We start from the raw sequence: 20528 nt of genomic DNA on the forward strand, positions 1-20528 counted from the left end.
GCAGGACCTGCACACCCTTCGCTGCTAGATCGGCCATCTCGCTTAGGGCTTCTTTCCATGCACTTCGTTCGCACGATGTTCACCCTCACGACGCTTGTGTCCACCATCCTGTTCTGTCCGATCGCTGCCAACGCTGAGTTTCGGACGGACGCTCTCCGGGCCAAGATCGAGGCTCTGGACAAGAAATCAGGCTCCGGCCGGCTCGGCGTCGGCTTGGTCGACCTTACGGATGGAGACAGTTGGTCGTGGCGGGGTGACGAGTCCTTTCCGATGCAGAGCGTCTACAAGCTGCCGATCGCCCTCGCCGCACTCAAGGCCGTCGATGAGGGGCGTCGAAATCTGGACGAGCGCATCTCGCTCGGGCGTGAGGACTTGAGTATCCAGTGGAGCCCGATCGCGAGAGAGTTCAAAGGGGAGCCAGCCACCTATACGGTCCGGCAGTTGCTGGAACATGCGCTCCAGCAGAGTGACAACACCGCTTCCGACGTGCTCTTGCGCCTTGTCGGAGGCCCAGGCTCAGTCACCGCGTTGCTCCGCCGACATGGGATCGATGGCATGCGTGTCGACCGACCCGAGCGGGAGATGCAGCCGGAGGTCCTCGGCCTGCCGCCGTTTCGGCCGGAGTGGACCAACGAGGCGGCCCTCACCGCAGCCCTGAACGACCTTCCTCAACCGGCCAAGCGGGCGGCCTTGGCAGCCTACCTCGCCGATGGCCGCGACACCGCAACCCCGAAGGCGGCGGCGCACCTACTTGCGAAACTCGCGCGCGGTGAGCTTCTGTCCAAGCCTACGACACGCATCTTCCTTGACATTCTTGCAGGCACCCGCACCGGCGGCTCCCGCATCAAGGCTGGTGTGCCGGAAGGTTCAACCGTCGCCCACAAGACTGGCACCGCGATGGACGTCCTGGGCATTGGGCCTGCTGTCAACGACGCTGGACTCGTGACTTTGCCGGAACGACGTCAGCTTGTCGTCGCGGTGTTTGTGGCCGGCTCGGACAGTTCTCCCGCCGAGCGGGAGCGACTCATCGCGGACGTGACACGCGCAGCGATCGAAGCACTTCGCTAAATCGCATCTTCGGTGACTCGTAACCGCCTGATTGAGCAGCAGGTCATCAATGCCAGGGTCAGAAATGTCAAAGCGACGGATAGTTCTAGTACCCCATGATCCGAAATGGGCTGAACTTTTCGCGCGCGAACGCGCCGCTCTCGTACAAGCCTGTGGCGGTCACGTGAGTGCCGTGCATCACATCGGCAGCACCGCCGTTCCAGGGCTCGCGGCTAAACCCATCATCGACATTCTGGCTGTCCTTCGCGTGCCAGAGGACGGCCCCGCCTGCATCGGCATCTTGGGCCGGCTGGGCTACGACTTTCGTGGCGCAAACGGCATCGACCAGCGCTTCTACTTCACGAAAGGCTCCCCTCGCAGCCACCATCTCCATATGTACCCGTCAGATCATAGCGAGGTGGAGCGTCATCTTCGATTCCGTGATTATCTTCGATCTCATCCGGACGAAGCCGCCGCTTACGCGGACCTCAAACTGCAACTTGCAGCTCGGTTCGCCGACGATCCAGAAGCGTACTCGACGGCAAAGAACGAATTCTGCGCACGGGTTGACCAGCTGGCTGCTGCCTCACGGCACCATCGGGTATAGGCTGCAGGTCATTGCCTCGCATCCGCCTGGGCGGCCGGTCATCTGAGCGGCTCCACGACGAGTTCCACCCGCCTGTTCTTCTGACGACCCTCCGGATCGTCGCTGCCGTCGGGGTGGGTGTTGGACGCGACGGGCCGCCGCTCGCCGAATCCCATCGCTGCGACATGAGCCCGTCCGGCGCCTGCATGGCGAATGAGCCACTCTTTCACGGCGGCCGCCCGACGGGCCGAGAGCCGATCGTTGTAGGCGTCGGTGCCGATCCCGTCCGTATGACCCTCCACCCGATAGCGGGCGGGCCCGAGTCGCGCCTGGACTTCGCCAACCAGATTCTGCAGAACCTCGTTTGCCTCGGGGCGCAAGGTGGCCTTGTCAAAGTCAAACAGCACGTCCGCATTGAGCGTCAGACGCAGTCCCCGCCCCTCCTGACGAGCATTGAAGCCTCCCAGGAGTATGCTGGCAGGCAAATCAATGCTGTTGTCGGACCTGGTTCCGGAGATCGCCTGCACGGGAAAGATGACCGATCCGACGCGGAAGGTCACCCCGGGCGGGACGACCGTCGGCGGTTCCTCAAGCATTTGACTTGCCTTGTCAGTCGTCAAGGTGCTCCCAGGAGGATGAGGATCGATCGGCTGAGCATGGCTAGGGAGTCCGACCAGAACGGCCGATAACGTTCCTGCAACGGCAAGCCCGTACAAGGGGGGGCACATGCCTGATGCCCTCACAGCAGGGGTATGTTCGTGAGGGGCTGCTGGTTCGGGATCTGCACGGCCATCTGCCGCACACCGGCCGGCGGCATGCCGAACCACGCCCAGAACTCGCGCCGCTCGCCGGCACGAACCATTCCGCCGTCCCGGTCCTTGAAGGTGCTGCAGAGGCAGGATGCGGCGTGTCCCATGCTGTACTTTTTCCGGCCTGCGAAGTCGACTACGGCTATGTCCCTGAGTTCTTGGTTGAACGCAAGACCGTGATCCTTCAGGCTGGTGTCCGCGCCAGACTGATTGATGACCGCGAACTTGATCTGCATCACGCCCTTGTCCTGCAAGCGGCGGAGCTCGACCACCTGGAAGCGAACTCCCGGCGCGAGTTCAATTTCTGGCACTTCGTTGTTACGGCTCGTTGCTGGTTCGGAACCCGGTTTCGTTAGACTTGAAGGCTGGGCGTGAGCCAGTTCCCCCAAATTCGTCCCTAACGCAATTCCGACTACCAGTGCCCAACGCGCTCCTGCCATCGTCATCAGTCATCCTCCTGGAAATTCTATTGCCCACATATGGGAACGCCAGAGGATATCCAGGAGCAGGATCCTTTTTCGCAGGATCGGCACACTCCCCTGCAATGACAGCGCGTCTGTTTCTCCCTATGGAGAAGTCAGACGGTACTTCTGTGTGGCTCTTGCAAGCTTGCAAGGTGAAGGTGCGCATCTCGGTGACATCCATGACAATCCTGGCTCCACTCCGCACTTGCCGTCCTATTGAGGAGGCATTCTTGGAAACGCTGAATGATCCAGTCCAGCATCCGAGCTCGCTAGGGCGCGCCCCTGAACACCCGAAACCGCTATCCTACATGACTTTCTCAAGCATGCTGTTTGGGTTAGTTGGCGGCCTTGTTGCACTGTCAATATTTGGTGCATGTTCTCCAGCCGCTGGTCAGGGCACTGAGAAGAAGAGCTGGCCGGAAATCAAATGTGAACGCTACAAAACGGCCTGGACCGATGCGCTCGCACATAGAGGCGTAAAAGGGCTGAGCGCGGAGTTCATGGAACGTCATGAGGCTTTTCTTGCCTCCGGCTGCACGACGAGAGCCGATGTCTGCCCGCAGTCGGAAGATGAACTATACTTGGCCGATATGATGGTAGCCGCCGTTGTGAATGCCGGTATAGCAGGCACGTTTCTCCCCTTCATGTGCCGGAAGTAAAGCCCCAAAAATCCTTTGGCTGATTGCTAATCGACGGCAGGGGGGTGAGCGCCTCGGGAGGCGGAGCAAGTTGAGACCTGAGACATAGATTGGAGCAGATCTTGTAATGAAGCGTGCAACTATGCAATTGCTCGGGGCTGTTTCTACCGCATCCGTATCCTTTTCAGTGAGCGCCCAGGTTGCTGACGCAGACGGCCACCACCGCCTTTGGTGGGTCGTCAAAGAGGCGATCCAGCCTGTTATGGAAAAGTATGATGTGCCAGGGATGGCTGTCGCGATCACAGTCGAAGGTAAGCGGCATTTCTTCAATTTCGGGGTCGCTTCAAAAGAAAGCGGGCAGAAAACGACAGAGAACACGCTTTTTGAGATCGGATCTATCAGCAAAACCTTCACCGCGACGCTAGCGTCTTACGCAAACGTAAGTGGATCCTTGGCGCTCGCCGATAGAGCGACCAAATATCATCCTGCTCTTGCTGGCAGCAGCTTCGACCAGATCAGCTTGCTTGATCTCGGCACCTATACGGCGGGCGGCCTGCCGTTGCAGTTCCCGGCTGATGTCAACAATCATGACAGGATGATCGCCTATTACCGGGGGTGGCGTCCGAAGTACACCGTAGGCACTCAACGCGTGTATTCAAATCCAAGCATCGGATTATTCGGTTATTTGGCAGCCAAAAGCATGGGCAGATCCTTTGACGAACTCATGCAAGGGCAGCTTTTCCCAATGCTCGGCTTGACCCACACATATACCGCGGTTCCCCAAGATCGCATGAGAGACTACGCGTATGGCTATTCGAAAGATGGCAAGCCGATACGGGTCACGCCAGGCGTTCTGGACGCTGAAGCCTACGGTGTGAAGTCGACCGCGGCGGATATGATCCGGTTCATCGAAGCTAATATGGGAAGCGGGGGGCGCGATAATAGATTGGCGCAGGCGATAACGGCAACCCGCACAGGATACTACAAAGTTGGCGACATGACACAGGGTCTGGGATGGGAGATGTATCCGTACCCGATTAGTCTTGATCAGTTGCTGGCCGGGAATTCAGAAGCCATGATCTTCAAGGCAAACAAGATAATCAAAATGGAGCCACCACTCCCGCCTCGGCCAGAAATGCTGATCAACAAAACCGGCTCCACAAACGGGTTCGGTGCCTATGTCGCATTCGTCCCAGCCAAACAAATCGGTGTCGTGATGCTAGCGAACAAGAACTATCCCGTTCCAGCTCGGATCAACGCCGCGCACCGCATACTATCCGCACTGGAAGGTCAGTCGAATTAAAGAGGGTTCGTTGAGTAGATCGGAAATGGACGCACGCTGTGGCTAGTCACTCAGCGGCACTATCGCTGTGACGGGCTACATTAGGATTGCAGATTTGGGATTGGCTACGGTGACTTCGCAGAGGTGGTGTCCACGCGCTATGATTCCTTTAACCCCAAGATCATCTTTCGGTGGGTTTAGCGTTATGCTGGAAGATCGAGCAGCACATCCTACCCTATAGGAGACGTTTCTCAGGCTCCTGGAGAGTGGACGAAGCCTATGTCCGCGCAGTAGGCGAGCGCAGGCCGTTGTTCCACGTAGTCGACAAACGTGGTCAGTTGATCGCCCTCACGCTATCCGACCGGCGTCTGTGGGATTTACTACAGCTAACGGGGGCTCTCGTGCCTGCTCAAGCGGCTGAACCTGTCGAGCCAGAAAATCCGGCTCTCACAGACGAAGAGTAATCCAGCCGCGTAGGCGGCGTTCAAACACGGAACTGCCCTCACAGCTGCGGGCAGGAGCAGCGCAGCATCCTGGCACCTGACTTCAGCTTTGGTACCAAGATACGTCATCTTGGCCAGAAGGGCCGCTTGACGCGGATCTGGTATGAGCGCCACATGCGTCCGCCTGGCGTGATGGATCGGCACTCCGAGAGTTTGTATCTGTTTGCCGTTCTGGCACAGATGAGACCTTCGCGCTGGCACTGCCGCGGGCGAATGCCGACGTAATGATGGTATTTCTGGAGCGCTTCTCGTGTCGGCTTGAGCCTGCATGCGCGCGGTGCTCGTACTGGATCAGTCCGGTTGGCACGACGCGCAGGCCGTCCTGGTGCCAGAGACGAACGCGTTATTGCCTTTGCCGCCGCTGTCACCCCGAGTAAACCCGATGGCGCGGGTTTGGCAATACCTGCGTGAGCGCAGTCTCTCGCATCGCATGCTGGCCGACTACGAGGCTGCTCTGGAGGCAGTCTGCCGTGCCTCGATCCGAGTCCTCGACGAGAGAGGCTGTCTCACAATATTGGCCGCCTACCAAAATCTCACCGCGTCAGGAATTTTCTGTGCGGGCATCACTGAGCAAGAGTCTGAATTAGGCGCAGCAATTGCATAATTTGCATACGTCGCTCGGGCCGAGAGGCCAGCAACTCCTGAATGATGCGCTCTAGCGCCTCCGCTTCTCCGCCGCTCGCCTCCGGAGCCGCGCGGGCCAGCCACCTCTCAAGCAGGAGCCTTGTCTTCCGCCCTGGCGCGATCTTGCCGGACAAGACCTTACTGAGGTGAGGTTGCGAAAGCCTGCACGCCTTCGCGACGCTCTCCTGCGTCAGGCGGAGGGCGAGCATGCGCTCGCGGACTTGCTGCAGGAGCTCGGCGGGCACCGTTGACTTCATCGTCCATTTTGCATACCATTTATTCATTCCATAGGAACGCTCCACGTGCAACGGGTCATCGCCGAAATCGCCGGCCGGTACGCCGCCCTCGACCTTCCCGACGCAGACGAGTGGCTGATGCCCGGCGTCCGCTGGGGGCGCTTCGACCACGCGCTCACGCCGGCGTTCTGGGTCAGCCAGGCCTGGATGAGCGGCGACGCGACCCCGACCTCCTTCCAGTTGGGCCAGTCGCTGGTCGAGGAGGTGGTTGTCTGCCTGCTCGGCGGCCATGGCACGCCGGCCGAGGTCGGCTTGGCCGCAGCCGAGCGCATCTGCCAAGCCCTCCGGGACACCACAGACGGAATCTTGTCCCATGACGCCTGCGAGCGCCTGCTGGTCGAGCCTCTCGCCGTCCGAGGCCGGACGGTGCGCTACCGCTTCGCCCGCCAACGCGCGAAGTACCTGGCCGGATCGCTCCGGGGCCTGAGGCAGATCGCGGAGGCGGACCTGACGGACCTGGAGCTCAGGGACGCCCTGTGCCGCCTGCCCGGCATCGGGCCCAAGACCGCCTCCTGGATCGTGCGCAACCGCCGCGCCAGCGACAAGGTCGCGATCCTCGACGTCCATATCGTCCGCGCCTGCCAGATCATGGGGGTGTTTCCCGAGCGGGCCGATCCGGCCCGCCACTATGCACGTCTGGAAGGGACGTTCCTGGAGTTCTGCTCGCGCGCCCATGCCCGCGCCTCCGTGGTTGACGCCGTCATGTGGACGACGATGCGCCAGATGAGCCGGCCTTTGCTGAATCGGTTTGTTGACCCGGAGCCGGGTTTTGGGTTTTCTCCTGCCGCAACTCAGCAGGAGGGAATCTCATGTCAGGATCGAGCAGTTCGCGCAGCGACGCTTACACCGGCTCGGGCGGCGCGGGCGGCAGTGAGAGCGGGTCCTCGACTGATCCCTGCCTGAAGGTCCGGCGCGGGCCGATCAACAGCCCGAAGCCGGCCGTGGTCGCCGGGCTCGCCATCGGCAACGTGCTCAGCGTGCAGGTCCAGCCGGTGGGCCGCACCGTGGCGCTCGTGGTGGTCGACGCTCACGGGCAGGTGGCCGGGTCGCTGACGTTCGTCGGGTACCTCGAGATCATCGACTGCATCCAGAACCGCGGCGTCAACTACCGGGCGGTCGTGATCAGCATCGCCGGTGGGGTGGTCGAAGTGCGCGTGGAGCCCGTCTGATGAGCGATCTCACCGTCGTCGGCGGCGTCTACATCGAGCGGTGCATCCAGCCGCTTTGGAACTCCCTCTACGGTTCGGCAGGGCGCGCCGTCTCGGCAGTCACCTCCCTTGTCCCTGGCACGACCACGTTGGTGGCGTATATCGCGGAAGAGGTCCGGAACGAGGCCGAGTACCTCGCCGGCATGGCTGGGGCGGTCCTCGAACCGCAACCGTCCCGGTACGCCATCGCCTTCGACTATCTCCATCCGCTGTCGACCCCGACAATCAGTCCGGCGGTGAACCGCATCGAAGCCCTGCCACCTCTTCATGTGGGCGGCGACGTCGTGCTGCGCTACGGCATGCTTGAGGGCGAGGCGGTCGTCGACGCCCGCACCGCCGTGTACGACCCGCAGTCGGCCTATGGCGCGAAGCGGTTCACCGCGAACGGCTCGCGGGCGGAGCGCCTGGCCATCGTGCTCAACCGCTACGAGGCGGCGTCGATGACCGGCGAGAGCGATCCCCGCACGGCGGCCCGATGGCTGCTGCGCGAGGAAGGTGCGGCCGCGGTCGTCCTCAAGATGGGCGGGCACGGCGCGCTCGTGGTGACGCCCGAGGGCGAGGCGGTCGTGCCGCTCTACCGGACCGAGCATGTCTGGAAGATTGGCTCGGGCGACGTCTTCTCCGCGACCTTCGCGGCGCTCTGGGGTTGCCGCGGCATGCCGCCGGCGGAAGCGGCCGACCTGGCGTCGCGCGCCACGGCCTATTACTGCGACACGCGCACGCTGCCGGTTCCGTCGCCCGAGGCGCTGCGGGAGCTCCCCTACCCGCCCGTCACGCCCGGACATGGCCTGGTCTATCTCGCCGCGCCGTTTTTCGACCTCGGCCAGCGCTGGCTCGTCGAGGAGGCGCGCGCGCTCCTGATGGACCTGGGCGCGCAGGTGTTCTCGCCGGTGCATGAGGTCGGCCCGGGGCCGGCGGAGATCGTGGCGCCCGAGGACATCAAGGGCCTCGAGGCCGCCGACGTGGTCTTCGCCGTGCTCAACGGCCTTGATTCCGGCACGGTCTTCGAAGCGGGCTACGCCGTCAACAAGCGCATCCCGGTCGTCGCGCTTGCCCAGAACGTCAAGCACGAGGACCTGAAGATGCTGGTCGGCACCGGCTGCGAAGTCGTCGACGACTTCGCCACCGCGATCTACCGCACGGTTTGGAAGCTCCCGCACCTATGATCGGACTGCTGCTCTCCGGCGGAATGGACTCCGTCAGCATCGCGTGGTGGAAGCGGCCCGACGTCGCCATCACGGTCGACTACGGCCAGCGCCCCGCCGAGGCCGAGATCACGGCCGCCGGCGCGGTGTGCAAGGCCCTCGGCATTCGGCACGAGATCGTCCGCGCCGACTGCTCTTCCCTCGGCTCCGGCGACATGGCCGGCCAGCCGCCCGCGGCCATCGCCCCGGTTCCCGAATGGTGGCCGTTCCGGAACCAGCTCGTCCTGACGCTCGCCGGCATCGCCGCCGTGAAGCTCGGCGTCACCCATTTGATGATCGGGGCGCTCGCGACCGACGGCGCCCACGCCGACGGGCGTCCGGAGTTCGTGGAGGCAATGTCCAAGGTGATGTCGCTCCAGGAGGGCGGGATCACGGTTTCGGCTCCCGCGATCGGGCTGACGGCGGTCGAGCTCGTCAAGACGTCAGGCATCCCGCGGGAGGTGCTGGCTTGGGCCCATTCCTGCCATGTCGCGAACTTCGCCTGCGGCCAGTGCCGCGGGTGCGTGAAGCACTATCAGACGTGGGAAGCGCTTGGCTGGGATCCCCACTGACGAGCCCGGCCCGCGCACGCCGCCGCTCGCTTGGCAGCCTTACCGCCCGCCGGTCGTGGCGACGGAGCATCTGACGCCGCCCGGGGCGCCGCCCCGGCGCGACTTCGCCGACGTGCTGGGCTCCCGCCGGTCGGCCCTTGCCGGCTCCATGGGCTGGGACGACATCGCCGCGCTGCTGTGGCATGCGGCCGGGACCAAAGGGCATGCCCCCGCCGGGCGGGCGGGACTGCCGGTCGAGTGGCGGGCCAGCCCGTCCGCGGGCGGGCTGCATCCGATCCACGTGGTCTGCATCAACGACGGCGGTGACGGGCTGGTCCGCCTCTACGATCCGATGGAGCACGCGTTCCACGTCCTCGCCGTGCCGCACGTCGACGTCTCCGCCCGAAACGCCGCGGCTGTCGCCGAGGTCGTGGGTGTCCATCGCGGCTGCACCCTTCGGTTCATCGCCGATGTCAGCAAGGTCGGGGCCGCTTACGAGCATCCGGCGAGCCTCGTCCTGCGGGATGCCGGCTGCCTGTTAGCCACCCTGTGCCTCTGCGCGGAATGGCTCGGGCTGGCGGCATGCCCGCTCGGTTTCCTTGGCAACAGAATGGTCGCGCAGCTCGGTTATCCTCCGTCGCGTTTCTCGGCTGTCGGCGGGGTCCAGATCACGCGGCCGTAACCGCGATCACACGAAGCATCGCCCGTCGTTAACAGCGTCCGGCGGCAACTTGGAGATTGCCTCGCCCGCAGCGGCCTCCTCGAACGCCGCCTTATGGCGTGGTTGGCGACCGTCCTGATGGCCCCAGAATTGCAACCGCCCTCTGAATGATCCAGTCGATGTCGTCGGTGTCCGGGAAACGGACCGCATCGATAGCTTCTGCGAGGCGGTCGTCGATGTCACCCTTTGCCTCGACGGCATTGACGGCTTCGAGCGAGAGCCGCCTGAAGGCAGCGTAGTCGGAACCGGCCGTCGACTTGGCCTCGTGAAGGCTGCGAATGAGGTGATGGGACAGGTTTTCCATGTTCGGACTCCTTGTTGAAGTCATTGAGGGGATGCATTGGACCGTTTGACGAGATATCGCCGACGCTGTGCTGTGCAGTCGCGCGGTACGCGACCGAGCTCTTGGCTGGTGCGATCGGAAGTCGCCTTTGCCGCACCTGTCGTGTCGCCTTTGGGGAACCTCCTTGAGCGTCCCCTGCCAAATGCCGTGGCCGGGCCTCTGTGACCCTCATTGGAGGAGGCGGTGGGAGCGATGTTCGCGCCCGTCCGGACAGGCGGGAGACGGGCGCAGGTTTGTGCGCGCCCGAATCGCGCCCGCGGCATCCGGCGCACATCGGCGAGGTGACTTGCCTCGACCGCCATCTGACGCTCAACAGGCGCTCGCGAGGGTTACACGGGCAAACCGCGATGCCGGGTTTGTTCCGACCGCACAGACGATGACCATCGTCGTTTTTGCTTGAAGACGCGCCGATTGCCTTTCTTGCTCTTTTGCTGATGCTGGCGCCGCCTTGAGGTTGACTTCCTTGGGTTTTGTCTATGGCAGGGCCTACCCTCGACACCCTTCCCTTTCGCATCGCTGGCATCATGTCGGATGAGCCCGTCACGCCGCATGACGTCGTCGATCCTTCTCTCATTCACCTTGAGCCGTTTACCGGACATGTCGTGGCGCACGTCCGCTGTCCGTAACGCCCTCGGCACGACACTCGCGCAGCTTCACAGACTTCAAGATGAGGACACGGCCCCCTCGGATCCATCCGAGGCCGCGCTTCTGGACCTTACGATGGGAGCTGCCGGATAACGAACTGGCCCGACATGAGGCCGCCGCAGGCCAGCGTGATCAGATCTTGCCGCCAGATCCCTGCATGACGCGCGCAGGCCTCCGCCCCACCACTATTCGCTCGGCGTGCAGCGCGCTTCGTCGCGTTCCTTCACAGCTCGCATGGCTCTCTGCATACCTTGAGATCTGCATCTGGGAGACAGAGCGGGCGCTCGACCGTCATCCGTCGCGTTCCGGGCGAGATCGCCGAGACAGAACGGACGATAGACCTCGTGCGTCCTGATCTTTTCGGCGAGACGGGTGATCGGCACAGACGGACGTCGGCGGTGCAGGTGTCCCTGCGTTGCATAGCGGCAAACCTCATCCTGCAGTTCGCTTAGTCCTTGGCAAAGGTACCAAGCGAGCTGCGGGCCGATGCTCTGCTGCCAATCGTATAGGATGCGCAACGTGCGGGCGAGCACCCCGAGCCGGTTAGGGTTGTCTTCGAGGTTGATCTCGACCGTCCGCGCCTGAAGCTGGTCCAGATAACCGTCGGACCAATGGATCGCCCGCGTCCCGGCATCGTACACGACCGCGTCGCAATCGAAGAAGGTCGTCTTCGTCAGGTCCGCAAGCCCTTGCGCGGCCACATGCCCCTCGCGCACGGCCCATGTGTTCGGCAGCGCCCAGAGGTCGTACGCGAACCGTCTCCCGACGAAGCGGTAGCCGCCGAACTTGTTCCGCGCGACCGGCAGGTCGCGCACGAAGCGGTCTAGTTCCTCGGCCTCGCAGTCGACCACGAGGTCCACGTCGGAGCGGAACGCCCCGGCGCCGCCGCGCGCGAGGTCGCGCAGCATGCCGCCGAAGATCGCGACGTGCCCGAGCGGACGCAGGCGGGAGATCGTCTCGCCGATCTCCGGGCCGCCGAGCGCCGGGTCCGCGAGGTAGGCCTCCACCCGCTCGCGGAGCTCGTGTTCGGACGTCACGGGACAGGCGGCGGTCCTAGCCACGCAGGCGCTCCAACTCTTCTCGTAGGGAGATGGCATACGAATCGCTCATCCCCGAGATCATATCCGTGATCAACTGGAGCTCACGATAGCGGATCGGCATGCCGTTGTCGCTGTCCTCAGCTATTCGGCGATAGTTCTCGGAAATACGGTTGTACACGTACTGCGAGTAGGGAGGACGCTTCGACGCCAGGTCGTTCTCGTCCGAACGGTCCCGAATGGCCTGCCAGAACATGTCCATCAGTGCGTGGATCGTCTGGTGCCCCTTGAGCTCCACCTCCAAGACGCTGCGGTGCCTGTACACGTGGGCCTTCGCGAACTCCTTCAGCGCCTTCCAGAGGACGCGGCCGTCCGAGACGGCCAACAGATCGTTGTCGAACGTCCCGGACAGTATGGCGTCCTTGTGCTGGACGAATGCCTTGGTGGCCGCCGGCACGAGGGCGCCGATGGCCCTCACCCGCAACATCTGCATCGAGATGTCGTCGAGTTCTCCCGCCGAGAGGCTCAGGTCCCGGTATTTCTTGTCCCGCTCCCGGGCACTGGCGCACAGATCCCGCACCAGCTCGTCCTCGCCGGCCTCATGTTCTAGGTAGGCGAGCAGGTCATACAAGGACAGAAAGCCCTTCTTGGCGGCGTCCTCGATATCCACGACCGAGTAGGCGATATCGTCGCACGCCTCCATGATGAAGGTCAGCGGGTGGCGAATGCCTTCGCCAAGACCGGTTTCCTCCCAGACCTCCACCGCGATATCGCGCTCGGACTGGAAGAAGTTGAACTTCTTGCGGGCCTGCGATGTCTTGTCGGCCTTGTCGGACGGCACCGGGTACTTCATCAACGCCGCCAAGAAGGCGTAGGTCATGTCCAAGCCGAAATTGTCGTTGATGACCTGCAGGCGCGTCAGCAGGCGAAAGGCTTGCGCGTTGCCCTCGAACTTGAGGAAGTCCAGCTGCTGCGCCTTGGTAAGCTCCGCGCCGGCGCCATCGAAGATGCCAAAGGAACCCGAGTCGGGGCTCCTCGGCGTGGAGTGCTTCAGCATCCAGCTCTGGATGGCGGCCTCGCCCTGGTGACCGAACGGGGGGTTGCCGAGATCGTGGGCCAGTCCAATGGCCTCGAGCAGGGCCGGCACGCTCCGCTTCGGCTGCAGCGTCTCCGGAATGCCCAGCGCCTCCGCATGTTCGAACACCAGCGTCGTGCCGATGCTGCGCGCGAGGTTGGCCACTTCGTGGCTGTGGGTCAGCCGAGTGCGGACGCTATCGTTGGGCTCGAGAGGGAAGACCTGCGTCTTGTCCTGCAGCCGCCGGACCGGCGTCGAGAAGAGGATGCGGTCATGGTCGCGCTCGTGCTCGACCCGCTGCTCGTCTGGCTTGCGGGGCTTCGCCTTGCCGCGGCTCTTCCGCCGGCCGTCATTGAGGAGCTTTGCCCAATCCATCCGGTCAACCAATTCCATCTCCCTCAAACGCCCCGGGGGTAGCCCGGTTCAGGTGCAGGACATCCTGTCCACAGGCAACCCGCCCGGCCCATTTAGAAGCCGGCCGACGCCGATGCCACCGTCGTCGAGGCAGGCACCGGACTTCTCCACGGCAAGATGCGGTTGGCTCCGCCGTGCATGGCATCGCCAGAGGCGGTGTCAGGAGGGCGAGCGCCGCTTGCCCACCGGGCGCCCCGCCCAGACCGGCCGCCCCACAGCCTTGCCGGCAACCCGAGTGCAGCCAAGGAGGTGATAGCGAGCGCACGATGACGGCTCCTGCCGGGCCAGAGGCGTGGGCGTCCCTCTTGTGCGGCCTCCATGTCCGTGAGGCTGTGGAACCTGTTGCGCTGTGGCTGAGTCCCGAGGCCGCGACGAGTTGGGTGGTCGCGAAAACAGTAAGTAGGGACAGGAGCTTGGCGGTGTGGTAACCACAACGGACTTAAACTCGCTGCGGATGATCCACTTAGCTGGCGGAACGAAGCTGACCCCTTTTCAGTTAGGCCCTCCATGAGCGAAGGTGTTTCAGAATCCCGCATGACGGTGTTGGTCGTCGAGGACCAGATCCTGGTCCGGATCTTCGCGGCTGACTTTCTCGAAGACGCTGGGTTCAAGGTGTTTGAGGCTGCAAAAGCCGATGAGGCGCTGACCGCCTTGCAGGCGCGACCCGATATTCAGGCCATCGTGACCGACGTGGAGATGCCAGGCTCGATGAACGGCTTCGAGCTGGCGCGGGCGGTGCATGAGCAGTGGCCTGGCGTCCAGGTGATCGTGACTTCGGGCCGGAAGCATCCTGGCCTGGAGGAGCTGCCCGATGCGATCCCCTTCCTGGCCAAGCCGTACATGCCCGAGACTGTCGTCAATCTGATCCGGCAGATGGCGACCCCGCAGGTCGTTGAAGCTCCAGCGTCAGTTGGGTTTGCCTAGAGCCTCGGGCCTCGCACCTTCGAGGCGTTCGATCCAGCGGCCCGGCGGCAGGTGCCCAATTAGCTTATGCCGGACTTGGAAGCGCCCGCGGCCAGCGCTGGCCCACGCAGCCCTCACGCGCAGTTCGCAGTCTATTTTGCGCCCCCGGGTGAGGCGGCGGCTTCCTCCTGGCTGATCTGATCTATCGCGCGAGCAAGATCGGCCTCGAACTGGCTCAAGGCTCGTGAGCGAGCTATTTGCGCGCGAGACTCTTCGATAGCTTGGACTGACTGCTTGATTGTCTCTTGCAAGGAAGGTTGGTCCTGGTTCGGCTTGCTGCCAGGAAGCTGATCCGAGTCGGGCATGAGCGGCGGGACGGTGAGGCGGGGTGAACGACGTAAAAAACAGATTACACACAGCGAACCAGACGCGACCTTAACATATGTGAAAGCCTGCTTCAGACACTAGGCAGCGGCACAGTCTCCACTCGGTCGACTTCCATAGGGACTTTGACCAACAGTACCCACTAGCGGCGTTCACTCCTGACCTCGACCGCAACCTCGCGGCTGCTCCCCTTCCGCAGTCTGTCCGATCTGACCTCGGCCGCAGAGGTTGCGGCCGTGTCAGGACGGCCCCGCCGTGATCGTCCCGAAACAGGTCACCAACGATGGCTAGTGCCGGGTGTCTGCACCTGCAGGGAACCCTTGCGTGCTGGAATGCGCCTCAAAGATCGCGCGGATGACCGCGTCGGACGCGGCGAGACGGTCGGCCAAATAGGCCGCGAGTTGCTCGACGGCTGCTTGATGCGCCCGGATTAAAGCGGTCGCCTCCTTGTAGGCGGCATTCAGCTCGTGCCTCACCTCCGCCAGCAGGTGCGGCGGGAGATGGGACGCCGGCAGGTTGGCGCCCAGGTAGACTAACGGCGCCGGGCCAGCCAAGCCGTACGCGGTGAGCATGCGCACCGCGAGGCGGGTCGCCATGGCCAAGTCCGACTCCTCGGCGCCCCCCGCTCCCGCGCTGACGCCGCCGAGCACCACCTCCTCGGCCGCGCGCCCGGCCAACAGATAGACCAGGATCTGGCGGGCTATCTCGGCGGTCATCGGCTGCTCCGGCCCGCCAGCCACCCGCGTCGTCCCGGCGTGCCTTCCTTGTCCGACGATAGAGATCTCGACACTGACCGCCTCCCCCGACGCAACGGCGGCTACGGCATGGCCCGCTTCATGTACGGCGCACCGGCGAAGAAGTTCGGTGGAAACCGTGTCGACCGGGCCGGCGATCTCGGCCATGAGATCTTCGAGGGTGAGCCTGCGTCCGGCATGGCGGGCCCGACGTCGGGCGCCGCGCACCCAGCGCTCGGCGTCGGCGCCGGTTCCGCCCAGCCCGAGGACGGCCAGCGGCATAAGGTCGGCGTCGGTCAGGTCGGATGCCAGCTTCTGCCGCATGATCTGGGCCAAGTCCTCCGTGCTCGGAACCGGAACGTGGATCACACGCTCGAGCCGCCCGCTGCGGAGGAGCGCGGGATCGACGGCTTTCAGGAAGTTGGTGGCTCCGATCATCACCACGCCGGGCTGCGACTTGAGCCCGTCCATCTCCTCGAGGACGCAGCCGATGAAGGACGTCCAGTACGACCTGTAGCGCGGCTCGACCACCGTGCGGTCGGAGAGGCCGTCGACCTCGTCGATGAACAGGACGCACGGCGCCCGCTCCCGCGCGGCGGCGAAGTCCAACCTAACGGCTTGGATCACCTCCCCGAGGTGCGAGTGCGACAGCCACGTCGCCGCCGAGGTCGCGACGAGGTTTACCTCGGCCTCGCGCGCCAGCACCCGCGCGAGCGTGGTCTTGCCGGTACCGGGAGGGCCCGCGAGCAGGCAACCGCGGTCGAGATCGGTGAGAGCGATGCGGCCGGCGCTGTAGTCGCGCAGATCGCGCACGAGACCATCAGCCCATGCCTTGGCGGGACCGAGCCCGTGCAGGTCCGCCAAACGGAGATCCGCCTCCGGCTGGACGCTGTCGTATTCCTTGATGAGGCGATCGATCGGGGCGAACCAGTCCTCCGGATCTTCGTCGACCATGAAGGTGAGGTTGGGCCGCCCAACTGGTTGCCGCCGGTCGCTTGCCGCGGTCCCCATCAGGTCCGGGGCCGCATCGAGGCGGTCGTGCTGCCGTGAACGCCCAGCTGGCGCGACTTCGTCCGCCAACGCGTTGTCGGCCTGTGGCTCCGACTGCGGTCCCTTCTTGAGGCTTGGTCTGATCGCCATCGCTCCTCCCGATCGTGCGCAGGATGATGTCGGCTCGCGCGAGCCCGATCAGACGTCGCTGGCGCACAGCCAGACTGCGGACAGAGGGCCGATGGGCTTGCGGCGGTCGACGTCGACGACGCCGCTCCGCGCGAGCGACAGCACCGCCGCCACCCTGTCGGGCTCGTGCCGGACGAGCTGGATCAGGTCGCCCAGCACCATCCCTGGCTCCTCCGCGAGGGCCGCCATGACGGCAATCCGGTCCTCTGCGCCGATCGCAGCCTGCGCGGCCTGCGCCATGAGGACGGCGTTGCCCAGCCTCGGCTCCCGGCGCAGCGCCCCTTCGGGCATCACGACCACGCGGCGGCCGGACCGGGCCGCCGCCTGTTTGAGGGCAAGCGCGCGGGCACGGCGGGCGCCATCCCGCCACAGGTCCGAGGGAACGGCCACCAGCGTCGCTGTCCTGGTTGCGAGCTGGACGCGCATAGCGGCCAAGCCCGCGTCCTCAAGCGCCGCGCACCAGAGCTCTTCGCAGGCGGGGTCAGGGCTGGCGGACACGACGAGAGGCGAGGCAATGACGTGCGCCTCGAGCACGCGCCTGAGGCCCGGCAGCATCCCAGTTGCAGCCGGGGCCTTGAGCACACCCGCTGTACTGAGCCGCCTCTTCGCCCGCACCTGGCTGCAATGGGTCAGCTTCCTCGTTGAGGTCAAGTTTGGAATAGCCCCGGCCATTTGCTCGCTCTCCTGCACCACATGTCCCGTTTCCGTTGCAGCCGCCGGCAGGCAGCACCTCAAAAGAGCGGACCGCTCGTCGGACGCTCGGGCGGACGCGGGACGACGAGGAGATGCGGCGTGTGGCGGGGGCCCGGCCCGACCGGCCGCGCAGGAAAGTCGACTGGATCGCCGACGAGGAAATCCGGCGGCTCGACCAGTTCCTCGCCGGCGCCTTCCTTCGTGCCGGCCTTCTGGCGCGGGCTCTTCGAAGCGGCCTGCATCTCCAGGACGGCGAGGAGCGGCCGCAGCAGGTCCGGAACCGCCTTGTGCAGCTCCGCCCGCAGATGGTCGGTCATCTGTTCGATGGTGCTCACCACCGGGACGCCGAAGTGTTCGTCCAGCTCGCTTCCCGAGACCGTCAGGTGGTCGGGCAGGCCGGCGGAGCCGAGGTAATCGATCGCGGCCGTGGTGACGACGTCGACCGCCGAAAAACCTTGGTCACGCAAGTACGCGCGCAAAAGCAACCTGACGGCGGCGAGGTCGCGCTCCAGGGGCTTTCTCAGCCGAGGCCCCATGTCCCCGCCTCCCCTCTTGATCTGGTAGGCCCCGGCCCAAGCGGCCTCTAGATCGATCACTACGATGTCGTGGGTGACGGAGCGGACCGCCGGCGTGTCGTAGCGCAGGGCAATCCGCGCGAGGGCCTCCGGGCTGTTCGAGGCCACGAGGGAATCGCTTGCCGCGGTGATGGGGATGACAGGATTGTGGAGCACTTGGAAGCGCCCCGAGGCCTCCAGGGCCTCGATGATCGCGCGCTCGAGCAAAAGCCCGTGTCGCTTGACGATCGAATTCGACACGCTGATCAGACGTGATAACTCGGGTCCGAGCAGCTCGTCTAAGGGGAACTTGGTGGCGACGGCTGCGGCCACCGCCTCTCTCGTGGCCTTGAGAAGCGCGGCCATTTCTACGATCCTTCCACCCGTCATAGATTCGCTCCGAGGTACCCGACGTGGACAGCCCACGCTTTTCAGCACCAAAAGTGTCGTTCTGCACTTTTTGTGTCAATCTGCACTTTTTGTGCCAGCCATGACCATTCGGGGTACCCAATGCCGGGCGGCTCGGGCGTTGCTGGGATGGTCCCAGAGGGATCTTGCCGAGGCGGCCCACGTAGGATTGCGCGTCCTGATGGCTTTCGAGAACAGTGGCAAGCTTCCCAAACCAGTCGTGATCATTGCCATCGAGCGAACTCTCTCGGATCATGGGATCGTGTGGACCGAGGACACGGACTGGGTTGGGGTGAAGATCCGGCGTAGCGTGCTGGACGCACTTCCTCCCCCCGAAAGCGAATAGGTCGGTCCAACACAGCCGGCTGAGCAGCGCTTCAGAAAGCGCCCCACCACAGTGGTGCCTGTGGAGAACGGAAAATCCCGCAGTCTCGCATCCGGATCGGCAGACGGTCTATCAGCGCCATCCTCGAAGACCTTCGTCATGACGGCGGTGCGACCAACCGGCCCGCACCGCGAGCCACCATTGCCTTCCCGCATGTTCTGACTTCGCTCGGGAAGTTCCTATGGAGCTGCTCGCGCCACACAGGTGATCGAGCGACAACTCGATCTATACCCCCGCCAAGCGCCTGAGGGCAACTCGGTCCGGCGTCAGACACGGTCGTCCGCGTCTATGACGGGCGCGTTTTCGGATGCGTGCGGCCATAGGCAGGCACACGGAACCTGGGGCTCTGAACGGCATTCACCCCGAGCCTTGAGCGCCGATGCAGAGCGCTGAGCCGCCACGAGGTTCCCATGACGCATGACAGCAGATTGCCCGCCCTCCTCCGAACCGGTGTGATCGGAGGAGTTCTGCTCCTTCTTGCTTCCGCAGCCCCCACCCCTTCCCTCGCACAGCAGGCGCCGACGGACTTCACCGCCATCGTGAAGCAGAAGATGCCGGCGGTCGTCGCGGTCACGACGCGGCAGCGAGTCGAGGAACGGCAGCAGCAGCGGGCGCAATCCACGCCGGACGATCAGGATCTGCCCGAGCTTTTCCGCCGCTTTTTCGAGGAGCGCTCCAGCCCTGAGCGGCAGCAGCCCCGGCAGGGCCTCGGATCGGGCTTCGTGATCAGCGCCGACGGCTACATCGTGACCAACAACCACGTCATCGAGGATGCCGACGACATTCATGTCGCCTTCGGCGAGAACACTCCTGTGCCGGCGAAGCTCGTGGGGCGGGATCCGGCCACCGACATCGCCGTGCTGAAGATCGACCCGCAGCCCGACATGGCGGTCACCACCTGGGGCGATTCGGATGCCGCCGAGCCCGGCTCCTGGGTGATCGCCATCGGCAGTCCGTTCGGCCTCGGCGGCACCGTCACGGTCGGGGTCGTGTCGGCCCGCTCGCGCGACATCCGGTCCGGTCCCTTGGACGACTACATCCAGACCGACGCCGCCATCAACCGCGGCAACTCGGGCGGACCGCTGTTTAATGCCCGCGGCGAGGTGATTGGCGTCAACACCGCCATCTTCTCGCCCGTGGGAGCCAACATCGGCATCGGCTTTGCCGTGCCGTCCCACACGGCACGAACGGTAGCCGAGCAGCTCATCCGCACCGGCCGTGTCGAGCGCGGCTATGTCGGCTTGAGGCTGCAGGAGATCACCCCGGCGATCGCCCAGGCGCTGGGACGGCCGGATGACAAGGGCGTGTTGGTCGCCTCCGTCGAGCCGGGCGGCCCGGCCGACAAGGCCGGGATCAAGTCCGGCGACGTGATCACCCGCATCGGGGATCAGTCGGTCGACAGCGGCCGGGACCTCACCCGCGCCGTCGCCGGCATGAAGCCCGGCACACAGGCGCGCCTGACGGTGGTCCGGGGCGGAGCCACGCAGGAGGTCACGGTCGCCGTCGGCCAGCGGCAGGACGAGCAAGCGTCCCAGGAAGGCACCCAACAGGGTTCGGACAATGGCGGCAAGCGGTTGGGATTGGCCCTGGCGCCCATCGGTGAGGCGACCCGTCAGCGGCTCGGCGCCGACACGACGGGCGTGCTCGTCCAGCAGGTGCAGCCGAACAGCCCTGCCGCCGAGAACGGCATCCGACCGGGTGACGTGATCGTTGCGGCCAACAACCGCGACGTCTCTCGGCCGTCCGAGGTGGCCGAGGAATGGAGCCGCGCGCAACGGGAGAAGAAGCCGATCCTGCTGCGCGTGAAGCGCGACGGCCAGTATCTCTTCGTCGCCGTGACTGCGTAATCCATCTCTGAAAG

At 64.5% G+C, this 20528-nt stretch carries 22 protein-coding genes; 14 read left to right on the forward strand and 8 right to left on the reverse strand.

The annotated features are described in order from the left end of the window. Window positions 1-57: 57 nt before the first annotated feature. Together bla and L879_RS23160 are read left to right on the forward strand one after the other, a co-directional pair. A complete protein-coding gene (gene bla / locus L879_RS0107470) occupies window positions 58-1068 on the forward strand; it encodes a class A beta-lactamase (protein ID WP_027315548.1) in 1011 nt (336 codons plus the stop codon). Between the two features lie 64 nt (window positions 1069-1132). Continuing rightward, window positions 1133-1654: a GrpB family protein gene (locus L879_RS23160; RefSeq protein ID WP_161634641.1), complete on the forward strand. Its 522-nt coding sequence runs from the start codon at window positions 1133-1135 to the stop codon at window positions 1652-1654. 38 nt (window positions 1655-1692) lie between these two features. On the opposite strand, the gene L879_RS20885 is transcribed toward L879_RS23160, so the two are convergent. Together L879_RS20885 and L879_RS0107490 are read right to left on the reverse strand one after the other, a co-directional pair. Next, window positions 1693-2229: an OmpA family protein gene (locus L879_RS20885; protein WP_051435138.1), complete on the reverse strand. Its 537-nt coding sequence runs from the start codon at window positions 2227-2229 to the stop codon at window positions 1693-1695. Window positions 2230-2372: 143 nt separating this feature from the next. Beyond that, the gene (locus L879_RS0107490; RefSeq protein WP_154664126.1) at window positions 2373-2888 is read right to left on the reverse strand and encodes a hypothetical protein; all 516 of its coding nucleotides are present in this window, start codon (window positions 2886-2888) and stop codon (window positions 2373-2375) included. Window positions 2889-3136: 248 nt separating this feature from the next. Here L879_RS0107490 and L879_RS0107495 point away from each other — a divergent pair, with 248 nt between their 5' ends. The 9 genes from L879_RS0107495 to L879_RS0107525 all read left to right on the forward strand — a co-directional run bounded on the left by L879_RS0107495 (window position 3137) and on the right by L879_RS0107525 (window position 9874). Next, the gene (locus L879_RS0107495) at window positions 3137-3565 is read left to right on the forward strand and encodes a hypothetical protein (RefSeq protein WP_154664127.1); all 429 of its coding nucleotides are present in this window, start codon (window positions 3137-3139) and stop codon (window positions 3563-3565) included. Window positions 3566-3671: 106 nt separating this feature from the next. After that, window positions 3672-4847 carry a class C beta-lactamase gene (gene ampC / locus L879_RS0107500; protein WP_027315552.1) on the forward strand — a complete coding sequence of 392 codons (1176 nt, stop codon included), beginning with the start codon at window positions 3672-3674 and terminating at the stop codon, window positions 4845-4847. Between the two features lie 245 nt (window positions 4848-5092). Then, window positions 5093-5290, forward strand: coding sequence for a hypothetical protein (locus L879_RS24665; protein ID WP_161634643.1), 198 nt, complete (start codon window positions 5093-5095; stop codon window positions 5288-5290). Window positions 5291-5597: 307 nt separating this feature from the next. Beyond that, entirely contained in the window at window positions 5598-5933 is a 336-nt protein-coding gene (locus L879_RS23165; protein WP_154664129.1) for a hypothetical protein, read from the forward strand. A gap of 322 nt (window positions 5934-6255) precedes the next feature. After that, window positions 6256-7152: an endonuclease III domain-containing protein gene (locus L879_RS20890; protein WP_051435140.1), complete on the forward strand. Its 897-nt coding sequence runs from the start codon at window positions 6256-6258 to the stop codon at window positions 7150-7152. 38 nt (window positions 7153-7190) lie between these two features. Further along, entirely contained in the window at window positions 7191-7418 is a 228-nt protein-coding gene (locus tag L879_RS20895) for a hypothetical protein (RefSeq protein ID WP_051435141.1), read from the forward strand. Next, entirely contained in the window at window positions 7418-8623 is a 1206-nt protein-coding gene (locus tag L879_RS0107515) for a PfkB family carbohydrate kinase (RefSeq protein WP_027315553.1), read from the forward strand. The genes L879_RS20895 and L879_RS0107515 overlap by 1 nt, the downstream gene beginning before the upstream one ends. Beyond that, complete coding sequence (locus L879_RS0107520) at window positions 8620-9213, forward strand: 7-cyano-7-deazaguanine synthase (RefSeq protein ID WP_027315554.1); 594 nt, start codon at window positions 8620-8622, stop codon at window positions 9211-9213. Before L879_RS0107515 ends, L879_RS0107520 begins: the two co-directional genes overlap by 4 nt. Further along, window positions 9194-9874: a nitroreductase family protein gene (locus L879_RS0107525; protein ID WP_027315555.1), complete on the forward strand. Its 681-nt coding sequence runs from the start codon at window positions 9194-9196 to the stop codon at window positions 9872-9874. The genes L879_RS0107520 and L879_RS0107525 overlap by 20 nt, the downstream gene beginning before the upstream one ends. Window positions 9875-9965: 91 nt before the next feature. Here L879_RS0107525 and L879_RS0107530 read toward each other — a convergent pair whose 3' ends face one another. The 3 genes from L879_RS0107530 to dgt form a co-directional block, all read right to left on the reverse strand. Beyond that, entirely contained in the window at window positions 9966-10217 is a 252-nt protein-coding gene (locus L879_RS0107530; protein WP_027315556.1) for a hypothetical protein, read from the reverse strand. A gap of 869 nt (window positions 10218-11086) precedes the next feature. Continuing rightward, window positions 11087-11962: a hypothetical protein gene (locus L879_RS20900; protein WP_154664130.1), complete on the reverse strand. Its 876-nt coding sequence runs from the start codon at window positions 11960-11962 to the stop codon at window positions 11087-11089. Then, window positions 11955-13406 carry a dGTP triphosphohydrolase gene (gene dgt, locus L879_RS0107545; RefSeq protein WP_245265184.1) on the reverse strand — a complete coding sequence of 484 codons (1452 nt, stop codon included), beginning with the start codon at window positions 13404-13406 and terminating at the stop codon, window positions 11955-11957. The genes L879_RS20900 and dgt overlap by 8 nt, the downstream gene beginning before the upstream one ends. Window positions 13407-13934: 528 nt before the next feature. Between dgt and L879_RS0107550 the strand changes: the two genes are divergently transcribed. After that, a complete protein-coding gene (locus L879_RS0107550; protein WP_027315559.1) occupies window positions 13935-14351 on the forward strand; it encodes a response regulator in 417 nt (138 codons plus the stop codon). Between the two features lie 650 nt (window positions 14352-15001). Here the strand turns inward: L879_RS0107550 and L879_RS20910 are convergent. The 3 genes from L879_RS20910 to L879_RS0107565 all read right to left on the reverse strand — a co-directional run bounded on the left by L879_RS20910 (window position 15002) and on the right by L879_RS0107565 (window position 18240). Next, on the reverse strand, window positions 15002-16588 hold the full coding sequence (locus L879_RS20910; protein ID WP_051435143.1) for an AAA family ATPase: 1587 nt from the start codon (window positions 16586-16588) through the stop codon (window positions 15002-15004). Between the two features lie 48 nt (window positions 16589-16636). After that, window positions 16637-17278, reverse strand: coding sequence for a hypothetical protein (locus tag L879_RS20915; RefSeq protein ID WP_154664131.1), 642 nt, complete (start codon window positions 17276-17278; stop codon window positions 16637-16639). An 80-nt stretch (window positions 17279-17358) separates the two neighbouring features. Further along, complete coding sequence (locus tag L879_RS0107565; protein ID WP_027315561.1) at window positions 17359-18240, reverse strand: hypothetical protein; 882 nt, start codon at window positions 18238-18240, stop codon at window positions 17359-17361. A 124-nt stretch (window positions 18241-18364) separates the two neighbouring features. Between L879_RS0107565 and L879_RS24595 the strand changes: the two genes are divergently transcribed. Both L879_RS24595 and L879_RS0107575 read left to right on the forward strand, forming a co-directional pair. Beyond that, window positions 18365-18628: a helix-turn-helix domain-containing protein gene (locus tag L879_RS24595; RefSeq protein WP_035458969.1), complete on the forward strand. Its 264-nt coding sequence runs from the start codon at window positions 18365-18367 to the stop codon at window positions 18626-18628. Between the two features lie 449 nt (window positions 18629-19077). Beyond that, window positions 19078-20514: a Do family serine endopeptidase gene (locus tag L879_RS0107575; protein ID WP_051435144.1), complete on the forward strand. Its 1437-nt coding sequence runs from the start codon at window positions 19078-19080 to the stop codon at window positions 20512-20514. The last annotated feature ends 14 nt before the right edge of the window (window positions 20515-20528 follow it).

The organism is Microvirga flocculans ATCC BAA-817, from assembly GCF_000518665.1.
Lineage (GTDB): Bacteria > Pseudomonadota > Alphaproteobacteria > Rhizobiales > Beijerinckiaceae > Microvirga > Microvirga flocculans.